This window comes from Paenibacillus violae, from assembly GCF_032461945.1.
In the GTDB taxonomy this organism is placed as follows: domain Bacteria; phylum Bacillota; class Bacilli; order Paenibacillales; family NBRC-103111; genus Paenibacillus_E; species Paenibacillus_E violae.
The window spans coordinates 119376-136022 of sequence record NZ_JAWCUD010000001.1; the positions used below are offsets into that span (position 1 = coordinate 119376).

The window sequence follows — 16647 nt, forward strand, 5'->3', positions numbered from 1 at the left end:
TCGCGTGTTCCCGCTTGCCTTGCTGCAGATTCACATACATGAATACGTAGATCACAAATACTTGTAAGAGAAGGTGACAACTATGAATGGAAGAATCGATCATTTAAGCGGGGATTTATTTTTTGAAAATGATCTGGATATTTTTCTAAATCGTGAATTGGAATCGTTTACAACATTGCAGCATACGCATGATTTCGTAGAAATAAGTTTTGTTGGCGAAGGCTGTGGTTACCACTATATTGACGAAGAAGTGATTTATGTGAAACAGGGAGATCTATTCGTCATTCCGATTGGCACGTCCCACGTATTTCGTCCTTCTTCTCCAAAGCAGGATAAAATGCTAGTTATTTATAATTGCATCTTCCGCGTTGAACTTCTTGATAAATGGAAAAATCTGCTGCAGCAAGATTCCGTAACTTTCGACGCCATCAATAACCCAAGTCAATGTTCGGTACGTTGGTTGCATTTTCAGGATAAACACGACACCTTCTCTTTGATCGTCCAAAACATGTATAGGGAATATTTGAAAAAGAGTGCCGGCTTTGAAACGGTTTTGACAGCGCTTTTAATCCAAATGTTGGTATTGCTTCAACGTTTTGAAATGATCAATGAAACCGAAACCGCTTCCTTCCGGATGTTCGATGAAGTTGTGCATTTCATCAAGTCCCGCTATACGCACAATTTGACGGTTCAGGATGTGGCGGATTATTTCTTCCTGAGTGCAAGCCATTTTCAGCGATTATTTAAAAAATCGACAGGCCTGTCGTTTACCCAATATTTGCAAAATGTTCGTATACAAAAATGTTGTGAACTATTGAAATCGACCGATATCCCGATCTATCAGATTGCCAATCAAGTTGGCTATCAGGATATGAAGTTTTTCCATGCGCTTTTCCGTAAAAAAACAGGGGTAACACCAAGACAATATCGTCAAAACTTTCAAGAACTCGACGAATCCGATATTTCTTGTTAATTTATGGAGCTGGCCATTGATATGGAGCAGCTTTTTTTGTTTTATTTTACACAAAAGAAGAGAACTGAAAGCAGGATTCCCCCTATAACTAAGTAATCATCACCTATAATGCGTTCAAATGCGGGGTGTATAATAAAAAACAAGCGTATTGAAACCGTTATCAACAAGATGTTGATATGACCTATAGGAGGTACTGTAATGGGGCGAATTCTATTAAATCACGTGGAAAAACGTTTTGGTAAAGAGAGAGCTTATGCGGTCAGAGATTTTAATTTGGAAATTCAGGATGGCGAATTTATCGTCATGGTCGGGCCTTCCGGCTGCGGGAAATCTACGACGCTTCGGATGATCGCTGGCCTGGAGGACATCACTTCAGGGGAGCTTTACATTGGGGATAAGCTGGTCAATCATTTGCCGCCAAAAGACAGGGATATCGCGATGGTTTTCCAAAACTATGCGTTGTACCCGAACATGAGCGTATATGAAAACATTGCGTTCGGATTACGCTTGCGGAAAATGGCCAAAAACGAAATCGATCAAGCCGTCAAAAGTACGTCAAGGGTATTGGAAATCGAGCCGTTCCTGGATCGGAAGCCAAGACAATTGTCCGGTGGACAGCGCCAAAGGGTAGCATTAGGAAGAGCAATTGTCCGTAATCCGCAAGTGTTCTTAATGGATGAGCCGCTATCGAATTTGGATGCGAAGTTGAGGGTTCAGATGCGTACGGAGATTATCGGGCTCCAGAAGCAGCTTGGCGTAACCATGGTGTATGTCACGCATGACCAGGTGGAAGCTATGACCATGGGGCATCGCATCGTGGTGATGAAAGACGGCGTGATCCAACAAGTGGATACCCCTAAGCTGATCTATAACAATCCGCGAAATATGTTCGTTGCCGGATTCATCGGGACGCCTCCAATTAATTTTATCGAAGGAAAAATTTTGGAAGGCAGCGAGGGTTCGCTCGAGTTTCACACCAACCGCTATTATCTGCGGATTCCAAAGCTTCAAGCCGATATGCTGAGAAAGCACAAGAAGGTCGACAGAAACGTCATCATGGGTATCCGCTGTGAGAATATCCATCTGGATTCAGCCATTCGGGAGGCCAATCCCCATGCGCAAATTACCGGCATTCAGAAATTGAATGAATTAATGGGTGCGGACATGTATTTGTATATGGACATCGGCATGCCCAAGCTGCTCATTGCAAGGGCACAGGCCGACCATAACTTTGAAGACGATGAGAAGCTGGTTTTAACCATAGATATGCAGAAAGCACTGTTCTTTGATAAAGAAACCACTGAAAATTTGTGGTACTAGCGCGGTGCAGCGGGAGGGATGGAGTTGAAAGCGTTATTTAGAACACGGGCCGTGATGTCCTTCATGTTAGCCCTTGTATGTGTGCTGGGTCCTACACTAACAGCACTAGCTGACAACAATGGCACATTGCCTAAAGCAAGGTCCACGTCTGGAGGCGCGGAGGCTGCAGCGAATACAGCGAAAAATTTGATACCTACGTATACAGAAGTGCTTGAAGGCTGGAAAAAGAACGGCGCCAAAGAAGATCATACCGGCAGCATGACGTTATCGGCAGCAAGTTTGTCTGGAAAGTCGGCGAATGCGAACGTTGCGGTTGAGTCGTATGACGGCAAGAATAACGTCCTGGTTTGGAAAGCCAAGGGCGACGAATGGGTCGAATATGATCTCGACGTTGCACAGGGCGGACTGTATACCATTGAGATGTCGTATCATCCGTTTGTGGATTCGAGAGATCGGAAACCGATTGCACTCAGCTTAAGTGTTGACGGCGTTTCGCCCTATCTTGAATCCAAATCGCTTGAGCTGTATCGCCACTGGAAGGATAAAATGCCGATCGTCAAGGATGACAATGGCGACGAAATTCGTCCGGCAGCAAACGATATCTCAAGTTGGCAAACCTGGGAATTGCGCGATATGTCCGGGGCCTATTTAGACCCTCTCCTTTGGAATTTGACCCCTGGGAAGCATAAGATCCGCTTGGCGGGTAGCGATCCAATGGCACTGGAGTCTATTTCTTTCAAAGCGCCTGTCCCTGTTGCGGACTATGCAGGTGTAAGAAAAGAGCAGCCCAAGAATGCCGCTCCTGTAGAAGCTGACCCCATTGTGATTGAAGCCGAGCAGGTTGGTTGGAAAAATGATTCTTCCATTACGCTCGCTTTTGATAATGATATTGCCAATAGCCCTTATGTTCGGGGCAAAATTAGCTACAACACGCTGGATGGAAGCCACTGGTCGTCGAAAAATCAAGAAATCAGCTGGAGCTTTGATGCTCCTGCCGCCGGTTTCTACAAAATAGCGCTGCGTCAGCAGCAGTCTTTAGTTTCCAACCGGTCATCGTTCCGGACGATTATGATTAACGGGAAAGTTCCGTTTTCCGAGTTAAAAGCTTATCGATTCCCTTATGCAACCGGATGGAAAGGGAGGGAGTTAGCCAACGACGAGGGCGAGCCGTACCAGTTTTATTTGGAAAAAGGAAGCAATACCATTTCGATGCGTGTCACGCAGGCACCTCTAGTTCCAGCTGCTGTCGAAATGGATAAAGCGATTGCCACCTTGGTTAAGCTTTCCACGGATCTGCGCACATTGACCGGCGGGGTAGATGACAAAAATCGGACCTGGGATCTTAAAAAGGATTTACCTGGATTTGTTGAGCAGCTGCAGGAACTAAATGATAATCTTGCGGCAACCCGAGAACAATTAATAACGATCAATGGCCGCTCCGACGCTTTGTCCCAAGGGTTAGTGACGGTAAGCAAAGATATTGAAACGTTATTAAAGTATCCAGATGAAATTCCTTATGATGCAGGCCGGATGAATACCATGCAAGGCAAGCTGGCTGACTTGGTCAAACAGCTTAGCTCCCAACCGCTGCAAATTGACCGCATTTTCATCGTTCCGGTAGAAAAACCTTTCCCAAAAATGGAATCGACGTTTGTAGAAAAGATCGAAGGTTCGATTATCAATTTCTTCAATACGTTCAGAAGTAAAGAGGTTTCGGAAAAAACGGATGATCAAGTGCTCAATGTGTGGATGAACCGTGGACGGGATTACGTTAATCTACTGCAAAGCATGACGAATGAAATGTTTACACCACAAACAGGCATCAAAGTGAAAATCAACCTGCTTAAGGACGACAAGCTGCTTCTATTGATGAATGCGGCCGGTATGGCGCCTGATGTCGGTATCGGTTTGCCGCACGATACGCCGTTTGATTATGCCATCCGTAATGGGGTTTACAATTTAAAACAATTTCCAGATTTCGATGACGTGTATAAGCAATTCGCTCCAGGGGCGTGGATGCCGTACTTCTATGATGGAGGCTATTATGCCGTTCCGGAAACGCAGACGTTCTCCATGATGTTTTACCGGAAAGATATCTTGCATAATCTAGGGCTTAGCGTTCCGGATACCTGGGATGACATGTACCGCATGCTGCCGGTGCTGCAACAAAACGGCATGAATTTTACGCCGGTTGAACATAGCATATTTATGCAAATGCACGGCCTTGAGTACATCAAGCAGGACGGTTCCAGAACAGGCTTTAATACGGATAAAGGGTTCGAAGCGTTCAAAGAGTGGACGGATTTGCAAAACAAATACGGGATCGATCAACGAAGCGATAATTTCGTCCAGCATTTCCGTGATGGTTCCTATCCGATCGGTATTGCAGATCTGAATGGTTATCTTCAATTGACCGTTGCGGCACCTGAACTGAATGGCGTATGGGGTGTAGCACCGATTCCAGGCGTCAAGCAAGCGGATGGAACGGTTGTTAGATGGACAGGAGGCAATGGCGGCGATCAATTTGCTTCGGCCATCTTCAAACACACGAAGAAACCGCAGGAAAGCTGGGAATTCCTGAAATGGTGGATGTCGGAAGAGGTGCAGGAGAAATACGGCCTCGACTTGGAAACGCTCAATGGGGTTACGTTCCGCTGGTACACATCCAATGTAGATTCCTTTGTTAAACTGCCTTGGAAGGAAGAAGATTTGCAAGCAATTTTGGAACAGTGGAAATGGTTCCGTGAAGTGGCGAAAGTGCCGGGTAGTTACTATATGGAGCGTGAGCTTACGAACGCTTGGACCCGAACCGTTATCAACGGGGAAAATTATCGGACTTCACTCGAAACCGCAATAAAAGAAGTCGACAGGGAAATTCAGAGGAAGATGCAGGAGTTTCACTTTGTTGATGCCAATGGCCAATTAGTACGATCTTTGAATTTACCCGTGATTACAAAGCCATGGGAAGGAGTGGATAAGTATGTTAAAAAGTGAAGTGCAGGCGCGAGTGCTTCCAAGAACGATTCAACCGGTCAAAATACGAAAAAGTAAGCTGATATCAGCGCTGCAAACGCTATGGGAATATCGGGTTTCGTATTTATTCATCGCCCCGTTCCTGATCTGTTTTATCATTTTTATTTTACTGCCGGTTTTGTCGGCCTTAGCGCTTAGCTTTACTTATTTTAATGCCATTGAAGCACCACGGTTTATTGGTTGGGACAATTTCCGTTATATGCTTTCCCAAGATCTCATTTTGATTAAATATGCGCTTCCCAACACGCTGTCCTTTGCTTTAATTGTAGGCTCAGGCGGCTATGTATGTGCCTTCATGCTTGCTTGGCTGATTTCGATTCTACCCGGGGTGTACCGGAAATGGTTCACACTGGCGATGTATACACCGTCTTTGGCGAGTCTGGTTGCGATGAGTATTATTTGGACGCCTATGCTCTCCAGCGACAGAATTGGTTACTTGAACAGCTTTTTATTAAAAATGAGCTTGATTAGTGAACCTGTTCAGTGGGTAACAAGTAAAGAGCACTTAATGACGTCCATGGTTGTCGTCTCTCTTTGGAAAAGTATGGGCATCGGGTTCCTCGGCATGTTAGCGGGTATTCTTAACGTGAATCCCGAATTGTACGAGGCGGGCAGATTGGATGGCATTCGCAGCCGTTTGGAAGAAGTCTGGTACATTACGATTCCTTCCACCAAACCACAAATGCTGTTCGGCGCCGTTATGGCCATCGTCGGAGCGATTCAGCTGTCGTCCATCGGAACGGCGTTGTCCGGCATGAATCCGACGCCGGAATATGCGGGCCATATGATCACAACGCATATTGACGATTATGGACTAAAACGGTTTGAACTCGGCTATGCGACGGCTTTGACCGTGTGTTTGCTAACCATCGTTTATTTCGCCCAAAAGCTGAGCTGGAAGCTGTTCGGAACGAAGGGAGAAGAATAAATGAAAATTGCTGGGACAATGCGTCAATTGCACGCGTGGCGCAGGAGAGTGGGGATTCGGCGGTTGAGCCCCTTCGAAATATTTGCGGCCGTGCTTCTCGTCGCGCTGAGCATCTTCATGCTGCTGCCGATTGTATACATCATTAACCATGCCTTTAAGCCGTATCAAGAGCTGTTTATCTATCCGCCGAACATCTTTGTAAGGGAACCGTCGCTGCAGAATTTTGCTGAGCTGCTTGCCACGACCAAAGGGACGGCGGTTCCGGTCTCCCGCTATTTATTCAATAGCATTATCGTCACTGGAATGGCCGTATTTCTGATCACGATGACAAGCGCAATGTGCGCTTACGCCATTTCCAAACATAAGTTTCCAGGGCATAAGCTGGTGTTTGCAACGATTTTGCTGACGCTGGTGTTCGTACCGGAAACGGTCGAAATCCCTAAATATTTGATCATCAGCAAGCTGCATATTTTCGATACGTACTGGGGGCACGTTTTACCGCTCGTCGCCGTGCCAACCGGCGTGTTCCTTATGAAGCAATTTATTGACCAGCTGCCGGATGAACTGCTGGATTCTGCACGGCTGGACGGAGCTAAGGAACTTAGGCTTTTTATCAGTATTGTCATTCCCATGCTCATGCCCGCAGTTGCGACAATTGCGATTATCGCTTTTGACTCCGCATGGAAAGATGCCAGCACATCGACCTTCTATATGCAGGACGAGACGATGAAAACCTTCCCGTTTTATGTGGAAACATTAACGAGCGGTATGGCGAACAGCGTGGCCCGGCAGGGTGCTGCAGCCGCAGCTGCACTCCTCTTGTTTTTGCCGAATTTGATTATGTTTCTCGTCTTTCAAAGTAAGGTCATCGCTACAATGGCTCATTCCGGAATAAAATAACGACGGTTCATATAGCCGAAAAGGAGGGGATCACGAGCCTATGGCAATTGAGATGAACATGCGGGAAGTGGAGCAATGGTCACAATTCGAGCTGACGTTGAAAGGGCCGGCTGAAGGAAATCCGTTTCTGGATGTCAAACTCTCCGCACAATTTCAATACAAAAACTTTGTTGTTGAACCAGACGGTTTTTATGATGGTGACGGCACGTACCGGGTTCGTTTCATGCCCGACAAGCCTGGCATTTGGCGGTATGTGACCCGCAGTAGTGTGGAAAAACTTGACGGACAAAGCGGCGAGTTCGTGTGTACGCCGCCATCTGCCGGGAATCATGGCATTGTGCGGGTAAAAGATCAGTATTTATTCGCCTATGAGGATGGAACACCTTATCTGCCGTTCGGCACGACTTGCTATCATTGGACGCACCATGGCAGCAAGGAGTTGGAAGAGCTCACCTTGCAGACGTTGAAGAACTCGCCATTTAACAAAGTCAGAATGTGCCTATTGCCAACACGGGATATGCAGCCGCCGCTAAGGGTAGCTTTTGCCGGCACCTGCCCTGAGGATTTGGACAAAAAACAATTTAATCCGGCATTTTTCGCCCATTTGGAAGAACGTATCCGCGATCTCATGCAGCTTGGCATAGAAGCTGATCTCGTCTTATTCCATCCCTATGATAAAGGATATTGGGGCGTCGACAATATGGACCCGGATACGGATGCCTTTTATCTGCGTTATGTGATCGCCCGCCTCGCCTCGTTTCGTAATGTGTGGTGGTCGCTCTGCAACGAATATGATTTTAATAAATACAAAACGATTGCCGATTGGGATCGACTGCTTCAATTGACTCAGCGTTACGATCCGTACCAGCATTTGCGGTCCATTCATAACGGCACGAAGATGTACAAATCTTCAAGTTTATATGATTTTAGTAAGCCATGGATTACACATCAAAGCATTCAGCATTGGGATGCCGAACTGACGACGTCTTGGCGTGAAGCCGTTGCCAAACCGATTGTCATTGATGAAATCTCCTATGAAGGCAATAGTTCCCGACGTTGGGGCAATATTTCCGGCGAGGAGCTGACACACCGCTTCTGGGAGGGCTTGTCCAGAGGGGGATTTGTCGGGCATGGAGAGTCCTTCATTAACCGCGAAACGAGAGCCTGGATTTCTTCCGGAGGCAAGTTGTATGGGGAAAGTACAGAGCGAATTGCTTTTTTGAGGAAAGTGATGGAAGAAGGTCCGGCGGACTGGATGAAAGCAGCGGAAGAAGGCACGTACAAACTGCTATACTTCGGGCATCATCAGCATGCGTATAAAGTCTTGGAACTTAGACAGGAAGAATCCTACCGAATAGAACTTATCGATACTTGGCATATGACGATTACATCTTTGTCAGGCACATTTAGCGGGACCTGCAGGGTTGACCTGCCTGGAAAACCTTTTATGGCGCTTCGTATTCAAAAGGTTGGATAAAGCAGCTGATGTGGAAGGAGGAGATAAAGCTGATCTACACAAGGAATGTAGAGCGATGGGGCATTTTTGAGCTTACGCTGGAAGGTCCCTCTCTGGGGAATCCGTTCACGGACATTCAGCTTAGCGCCCGGTTTCGGAAGGGACGGAATGAAGCTTATGCCGAAGGCTTCTATGACGGTAACGGCAAGTACCGGATCCGGTTTATGCCGGAGGAAGAAGGTCAATGGCTCTTTGAGACCTCAAGTTCATTTGCGGGAATGGACCGGTTGCAGGGTGAATTTGCTTGTACCTCAGCTGCGAATACGAATAACCACGGTCCTGTGAGGGTGAAGGACTCTGTGTATTTCGAATATGCGGACGGTACACGATATACGCCAATCGGAACAACGAGTTACGTGTGGCATCTGCAAGACAAGGAAGTACAGGAGCAAACTTTGCGAACGTTAAGGGAGGCGCCTTTTAATAAAATTCGGATGTTGGTTTTCCCGAAGTCGTACCTGTTTAATGATCGGGAACCGGCTATCTACCCATTCGAAGGTTCTCCCGAATCCGGTTTTGATTATTCACGGATCGTTCCGGACTATTTCACACATTTGGAGAAGCGGGTAAAAGAGTTAGCGGAATTAGGCGTTCAGGCAGAGCTCATCTTGTTTCATCCCTACGATGAAGGACGCTGGGGATTTGACCGAATGCCGCAAGAAGCGGATGACCGCTATGTGCGATACATCGTATCGCGATTCGCAGCTTTTAGCCATGTTTGGTGGTCATTAGCGAATGAATACGATTTAATGACGCACAAGAAATTGGATGACTGGAGCCGATTATTTCGGATTGTCCAGGAATGCGATTATGGCGGCCATCTGCGGTCTATTCATAATTGCCAAACATTGTATGATTTTGGCACGCCGTGGACGACACATGCGAGTATCCAACATGCCGATGTGAAAGTGATTTCGGAATGTACCAAACAATACGGCAAGCCTGTCATGATTGACGAGTGCGGTTATGAAGGCAATTTGGATACAAGGTGGGGCAGCTTAACGCCGGAAGAATTGCTTTGCCGGGTCTGGGAAGGTACCTGCCGAGGCGGGCATGTGACGCATGGGGAAACGTATTGGAACACCGAATCCATAATATGGTGGTCACATGGTGGAGAACTGCAAGGAAAAAGCATGCGGAGGATCGAATTCTTAAAAGGAATTATGGAAGAAGCACCTGCTCAATTAGCTTATACGAGCGATAGCTATGATGCAGCGACATTGTCGGTTCGAGGCGAATATTACTTGCAATATTTTGGGCCACATCGCTTTGCATACCGTGAATTTTCATTGCCAGAAGGAACTTACCAAGTGGATTTAATTGATACATGGAATATGGTTATTACCCCGATAGAGGGTAAACATGAAGGGCGTTTTCGAATCGATTTGCCAGGAAAACTCTATTACGCGTTGCGCATACAAAAAGTTTAGGGAGTGTTGCTGATGAAACAAATGCGAAATTCAGCCAATGGTACAAAGTTGTGGTACGAAAAACCGGCAAGATCTTGGAACGATGCGCTTCCGATCGGCAATGGGCGTCTCGGCGCTATGATATTCGGCAAAGTAAATAATGAGAGATTGCAGCTGAATGAGGACTCCGTTTGGTATGGAGGGCCTGTTAACGGTGATAATCCGGAGGGTCAGAAGCATTTTCCGATGGTTCGCCAGTTGTTGATGAAAGGGAAACAGATCGAGGCCGAAGAGCTTGCGCAAATGGGCATGATGTCGATTCCTAAATCCCTGCATCCTTATCAGCCGCTTGGAGATTTTCAAATTTACCATGACGGCGAAAAGAAGATGATTTCCAATTACTATCGGGAATTAGATATTGAACAAGGTATCGCACAAGTGGGCTACTGCCTGAACGATATTCAGCATTCCAGGGAAATGTTCAGCAGCGCGGTTGACCAAGTGATCGTCATTCGCATCAAATGCGACCGGCCGGCCAAGTTAAATCTGCGCATGCATTTGAGCCGAAGACCTTTTGATGAAGGCACGCAGAAGATTGCCAACGATACATTGGTGATGAGCGGTGAAAATGGCCGAGGAGGCGTCACGTATTGCGCCGCTGTGAAAGCGGTTCCTGACGGCGGTTCGGTGAAAGTGATTGGCGATTTCCTCATTGTTCAGGCAGAAGCCGTAACGATTTATCTCACGGCGCAAACTTCCTTCCGCCACGCGGACCCGATTGCGATATGCACGCGCCAATTAGAGCATGCGGCGGGCAAGGGATACGATAAAGTCAAGCGTGACCACCTGGCGGATCATACCAGCAGAATACAACGTGTGAAGCTGGAGTTAGGTCGTCCGGAAGAGAGCAAAGAAGCGGATCTGCTGCCGACCGATGCTCGGTTGCAGAGGTTCAAAGAAGGTGGAAGCGACCCAGGACTAGCGCAATTATATTTCCAATATGGTCGATACTTATTGATGGCCTCTTCTCGTCCCGGGTCCAATCCTGCCAATTTGCAAGGGATATGGAACGAAAGCTTTACACCGCCATGGGAGAGCAAATACACCATTAATATCAACACGGAGATGAATTATTGGCACGCGGAAGTGTGCAATTTGCCCGAATGCCATGAGCCGTTGTTTGATTTGATTGATCGCATGCGGATTAATGGCAGGAAAACAGCGCAGGAAGTGTACGGCTGCAGAGGGTTTGTCGCGCATCATAATACCGATATGTGGGGAGCTACCCAAATTGAAGGCAACTTTATGCCGGGATCGATCTGGCCGATGGGCGCTGCTTGGTTAACTTTACATCTCTGGGAGCATTTCCGGTATGGGCAGGATGAACGTTTCCTTCGCGACCGGGCCTATCCGATTATGAAGGAAGCAGCGGAGTTTTTCTTGGATTATTTGTTTGAAGATGAAAATGGATACTTAATCACCGGACCGTCCACTTCGCCGGAAAATAAGTTTATTGGCGCTGATGGCAGCGTTGGTTGTTTGACCATAGGTCCATCCATGGATACGCAAATCATCTATTCCTTGTTCCGTGCTTGCATCGATGCTTCTGAGCGTTTGAAAACAGATGAAGGAACAAGGCAAGAATGGGAGCGTAAGCTTCGCAAATTGCCGCCACCGCAAATCGGGAAGCATGGGCAGCTGCAGGAATGGGTGAAGGATTGGGATGAGGTGCATCCGGGACATCGTCATATTTCCCACTTATTCGCTTTGCACCCTGGTGAAATGATTCATGTTCGCCATACGCCGGAGTGGGCAGATGCCGCCAAACGAACATTGGATCGCAGACTGGAAGCCGGAAGCGGCCATACGGGCTGGAGCCGGGCGTGGATCATTAATTTCTTTGCCCGTTTGGAAGACGGCGAGAAGTCGTACGAGCATCTTCGTATGCTGCTGTCGCATTCGACTCTGCCGAATTTGTTCGACAATCATCCGCCGTTTCAGATTGATGGCAATTTCGGCGGAACCGCAGGTATTGCCGAGATGCTGCTGCAATCGCATCGTGGGGAGATCAACCTGCTTCCAGCCCTGCCAAGTGCTTGGGAACGAGGATCCGTAAGCGGGTTGAGAGCTCGCGGCGGCTTCGAAATCGACATGGCCTGGGAAGATGGGGCGATGACGCGCTGCGTTATTCAAGCCAAGTATAGCCAAGCTTGCACCGTTGTTTACAAGGGCGGCCAGCTTCCGCTTATCGTAGAATCCGATGGAGGAGCTGCGGTAGAAGCGGTATTGGAAGAGCAGTCGGGTATGCTTACTTTCCAAGCTGAGACGGGCAAAAAGTATGTGCTATCACTTGGAAAACAAGCGGCCAGTGAGAGCTTGAAAGAGGCTACTAATATTTAAGGTGTTTTTGGAAGGTCACCCGTTGGGTGGCCTTTTTGTTGTTGTGGGAGGTGCCCAACCTTCTGCGATCCCGTCGCGCAACGCAACATACAGCCAACTTCCGCTAGGCATGATTGAAAGGGAACAATGGTCCCCTATTCCGAGGAAAACGAGCTATTTCCACGCTGAGGGGAACTACAGGCTCTTATTTTGCCGATTTTGCACGAATTCTGAGTGAAAGCGGCAAATAGCGGCCCGTAGTTCCTCCCGCAGGTGGAATAGGTGCTTTTTCAGGGGAATAGCGGCTTGCAGTTCCCTTAAACTATTTCCAGCCAGACGGATCAAACACCGTCTGCGCAAAGTTAGCTACTTACCAGCCTTCCACCATCCCATCGCACAACTCCACAAACAGCCAACTTCCACCGAAGCCCCGCCACTCGCCACATTTCGATGCTTTTTACGCTGAAAAGCCAACGTGGTTGAATCCTCCCTACAAAAAAGCATGAACACCCTATAAATGTTTTTCCATCCTCGTGTAATGTAAGAAATAAAGAGGTGTAACTATGGAGTTCATTAGACCAGACGATTATTTGCCTAATAAGAAGCGTCTCACCCATGTAAATGATTACGGAATCGGCCTCATCGGATGCGGCAGCATAGCGAATACAGCCCATTTACCGGCATACCGCAAGTACGGTTTGCCCATAGCCGCATGCTGCGACGTAAACGAGGAAGCGGCACGCGCCACTGCGGAAAAGTTTGATATTCCATTTTGGACGACGGATGTGAATGAGCTACTCGAGAGGGACGATGTAGGTGTAATCGACCTGGCCATCCATCCTGAACCGCGACTGGAAGTGCTGAGGTTAATCGGCAAGGCGCCAAGGCCTGTATTGTGCCAAAAGCCTTTAGCCCTGGATCTGGCACAAGCTGAACGCCTGAACGAAGAGGCAACCAAGATGGGGATTATTCTGGGAGTTAACCAGCAAGCTCGTTTTGCGCCAGCGCATAAAGCGTTGAAAACGGTGCTGGAGCAGGACCTGATCGGAGAAGTATACAGCATTCACCACAACATGCGCTCGTTCCAGGATCAGGCCGGCTGGTGGTGGACGACAATGAAAAATTTCAACATTGTCGACCATGGTGTGCATTATGTGGACCTCTGCCGGTACTTCAATCCTCATCCGGAGGAATGGTCAAGGGTACACTGCACGACAGCCCAGTTAACGAAGCAAAACGCCATCGACCCGCTGATCTATTCGGCGAATATCGAATTTGGTCCCAAAGGCGGCAGGAACCCGCTTATGGCGACACTGCATTTTAACAATATTGCCAAAGCAAGCCGCTCACACAGCAATACGTGGTGGATCGACGGGACAGAAGGAAGCTTGTGGTGCACGCAAGATACCCTATATATGGCACTGAACAAACACAAAAATGTCGTTCACGAAATCAAGCTCAAAGGAACATGGTTCCCGGATGCTTTCGCCGGTTCGATGATCGCGTTCATGACGGCATTGGAAGAAGGCAATCTCCCTCCGGTCACTGCAGAGGATAATATCCAAACGGTAGCGTTGACAACCGCGATGGTAAACTCCAGCCAGGAAGCCTGTGTAGTGGAGAGAGAGGATTTGTTGAAAGGAAGCGTTGTGAGATGAATCAACTCGGATTTATGAGCTATGTGTATATGGGCTGGAGCGCGGAAGCTATGGCTGAAGATGCACGGAATCAGGGCATGACCTATGTGCAAATTGATCCCAAACAAGCGATGCAGGTGATGGAAGACCAGCCATTCTCACTCACCCGCGCTGAGAAAATCCGCACCATTTTTGAAAGTAAGGGCATCTCGGTCATCGGCTTATCCGGTTATACGAATTTAATGAACCCTAATCTGCAAAAAAGGGAAGCGAAACTGGAGCAGCTGGAAAAGATGATCGACCTATGTTCAGTTTATGGGACTAGGTATATAGCGACAGAGACGGGAAGTCTTCATCCGACTAACGCTTGGCGCGATTACGAAGGTAACCGTACCCCTGAAGTGTGGGAGCAGCTGCTGCAAATCATAGATCGCTTGCGAAATCGAGCGGTGAAACAAGGTGCCGTTTTGCTAGCCGAAGGTTTTGTAAACAACGTGCTTGCCACTACGGAACAAGCCAAGGATATGATCGAGCGGCTGGGAACGGAAGGATTGGCGTTCATTATGGATCCTTTTAACTACCTGAAGCAAGAGGATTTGAACAGACAACCCGAGGCGATGGCGAAAATGTTTGACCATATCGGCGAGTTTTGTCCTATCGCGCATGCCAAAGATACACTTTACGCTGCCGAAGGATTCACAACACCTCGAGTCGGGGCGGGGCAAGCGGATTGGAACGTCTACGCGGAGCTTCTTGCTCGCCGGATGCCGGAAGTTCCCTTGATTCTGGAACATGCGAAGCCGGAAGAAGTGGCTGATTGCCTGACCATTATCCGCCAATCATTTGCGAATGTTGAGGCGAGCTGGGGAGTGACGAACACCGGTGACGCATAAACCGAAATTAGGTATTCAGGGGCCGGTCGTAGCGTGGCAGGACCCATGGGCGGGAGAGGCTTCCGATCTCATCATGCGGACGGGTACAGGGAGCGTTTGCCCTTCACAGGATCCGAGACCGGAACCAGGTGCTTTTGTAAGCTGCTTGCGTGAATTGGGAACGGATTTCTACGTGCATCATGTGCTGCCAGGCACGGAACATTGGGATGTGGTTGCGGATGTTACCGCAGCGGGGATGGATATCTGCCTTGGAAACGAATATGGCAACATTAACGGACCTTGGGTGGAAGGAACGAATCGGTATGATATTCCCGATCAGGCGATTGTCGAAGCCTCCACCTCGGGACGATGTTTGGGACTGCTGTATGATGAGCCGGAGCATTTACAAATAAACGTCCAACAGTACCGCAAGGATGGATGGTTTCCGCATTGGGGCAGCACGGAAGGCTTGAGCTTGGCAGAAGCTCGGAGCAAAGTCGAACAATCCGTGAGATCCCGAACGGAACATGTGAGCCGCATTGTGGAGCAAGCGGGTTTAGCGAGTACGTCAGTACCTTTGATTGCGGAGCATGTGTTTCCTACCATGTTTCATACATTTGCCAGAGCGGGGATGGATCTTTGCCCGAAAATCATGAAGGAATCGTTCCAGTCGCTTCAGCTGTCCACAGCTTTGGGGGCAGCGAAGCAATATGGGCGGGCATTGTGGATTTGTGCGGATCTGTGGGGACCTGATACAGGCCGATGGTTTACACGGTTCCCTGGATTTCCGGGACATTCTCCGCAGGAGTTTGAGTCGGCTTTGAAAATGGGATATTTCATGGGGCCCACCCATTTATTCGTAGAAAATATCGACGTATTGCTTAGACATAAGCCTGAGGGCTTCAGGAAGACGGAATTCGGCGAGGTTTGGTTGGAATTCGTTCGGAAATTTATTCCCGAACACCCCCTGACTTGGCATCACTCCCAAGCTGAGGCCGATATCGCAGTCATTCATTCGGATGATAGTAACTATGGTCAAAATGAACGGCTTTTCGGCAATCGCACAAGTCAGAAGCCAGATATCACACAAAGCCAAAGCGTGTTTCACATCTGGCATCTCCTTAGCCGAGGAACCATACCCGCCCATGGCAGCTGCCTGCATATTCCAGGGTACGACTTCCCGAGGCATCAGTTAAAGCAGGACGTTCCACTTGATCAATTCCCTCTGGAGCAAGGATATGCTGGAGGAACAGGCAGACGGGTGCATCCTTTATTTTATCCGATGTCCAATGTTCTGGCGTTTGATGAGTACGTTACTGCCGACCAATTAGGTCAACCCAAGTTGATTATCGTTGGTGGCACTACACTGAACACAAACACGTTTTCAATGCTTACGAAAAAGGCGGAAGACGGCGCCGTAGTCGTCATCGCAGATTGGCTCCTCCCTCCGGATTGCCCGGAACACCGAAAGAAAAGCGGGAGAGCGGGCTTCGGAGGCTGGATTGTCACAAACGATTTTATGGCAAGTGAAGTGAAAGAGGCTGTGGAGCCTTTTATAGGAGAAAACAAGATTTGGACACAACGATTTGGATCGACAGAAGTACGCATGTATCCGCAAGATGAAGAAGGCTTTACGTTAGATTATGAAATCGTGAGGGTATGACGAGAAGTAAGGTGGAG

The 16647-nt window shown here is 48.1% G+C and carries 11 protein-coding genes; all 11 read left to right on the forward strand.

Features of this window, described 5'->3' with window-relative positions; all coding sequences use genetic code 11:
* Nucleotides 1–82 precede the first annotated feature (82 nt).
* The 11 genes from RQP52_RS00495 to RQP52_RS00545 all read left to right on the forward strand — a co-directional run bounded on the left by RQP52_RS00495 (nt 83) and on the right by RQP52_RS00545 (nt 16630).
* A complete protein-coding gene (locus RQP52_RS00495; RefSeq protein ID WP_315948759.1) occupies nt 83–973 on the forward strand; it encodes an AraC family transcriptional regulator in 891 nt (296 codons plus the stop codon).
* Between the two features lie 198 nt (nt 974–1171).
* On the forward strand, nt 1172–2293 hold the full coding sequence (locus tag RQP52_RS00500; RefSeq protein WP_315948761.1) for an ABC transporter ATP-binding protein: 1122 nt from the start codon (nt 1172–1174) through the stop codon (nt 2291–2293).
* An 18-nt stretch (nt 2294–2311) separates the two neighbouring features.
* Nucleotides 2312–5287, forward strand: coding sequence for an extracellular solute-binding protein (locus RQP52_RS00505; RefSeq protein WP_315948763.1), 2976 nt, complete (start codon nt 2312–2314; stop codon nt 5285–5287).
* Complete coding sequence (locus tag RQP52_RS00510; protein WP_127449149.1) at nt 5274–6254, forward strand: carbohydrate ABC transporter permease; 981 nt, start codon at nt 5274–5276, stop codon at nt 6252–6254. Before RQP52_RS00505 ends, RQP52_RS00510 begins: the two co-directional genes overlap by 14 nt.
* Entirely contained in the window at nt 6255–7154 is a 900-nt protein-coding gene (locus RQP52_RS00515; protein WP_315948767.1) for a carbohydrate ABC transporter permease, read from the forward strand.
* Nucleotides 7155–7194: 40 nt separating this feature from the next.
* Complete coding sequence (locus tag RQP52_RS00520) at nt 7195–8631, forward strand: DUF5060 domain-containing protein (protein WP_315948769.1); 1437 nt, start codon at nt 7195–7197, stop codon at nt 8629–8631.
* 8 nt (nt 8632–8639) lie between these two features.
* Nucleotides 8640–10100 (forward strand): DUF5060 domain-containing protein, encoded by a 1461-nt coding sequence (locus RQP52_RS00525; protein WP_315948771.1) that lies wholly within the window; start codon nt 8640–8642, stop codon nt 10098–10100.
* A 12-nt stretch (nt 10101–10112) separates the two neighbouring features.
* Nucleotides 10113–12479 (forward strand): glycoside hydrolase family 95 protein, encoded by a 2367-nt coding sequence (locus tag RQP52_RS00530; protein ID WP_315948772.1) that lies wholly within the window; start codon nt 10113–10115, stop codon nt 12477–12479.
* Nucleotides 12480–13021: 542 nt separating this feature from the next.
* Entirely contained in the window at nt 13022–14116 is a 1095-nt protein-coding gene (locus RQP52_RS00535; protein ID WP_315948774.1) for a Gfo/Idh/MocA family protein, read from the forward strand.
* Nucleotides 14113–14988: a sugar phosphate isomerase/epimerase family protein gene (locus RQP52_RS00540; protein ID WP_315948776.1), complete on the forward strand. Its 876-nt coding sequence runs from the start codon at nt 14113–14115 to the stop codon at nt 14986–14988. The genes RQP52_RS00535 and RQP52_RS00540 overlap by 4 nt, the downstream gene beginning before the upstream one ends.
* Nucleotides 14978–16630 carry a hypothetical protein gene (locus tag RQP52_RS00545; RefSeq protein WP_315948777.1) on the forward strand — a complete coding sequence of 551 codons (1653 nt, stop codon included), beginning with the start codon at nt 14978–14980 and terminating at the stop codon, nt 16628–16630. Before RQP52_RS00540 ends, RQP52_RS00545 begins: the two co-directional genes overlap by 11 nt.
* The last annotated feature ends 17 nt before the right edge of the window (nt 16631–16647 follow it).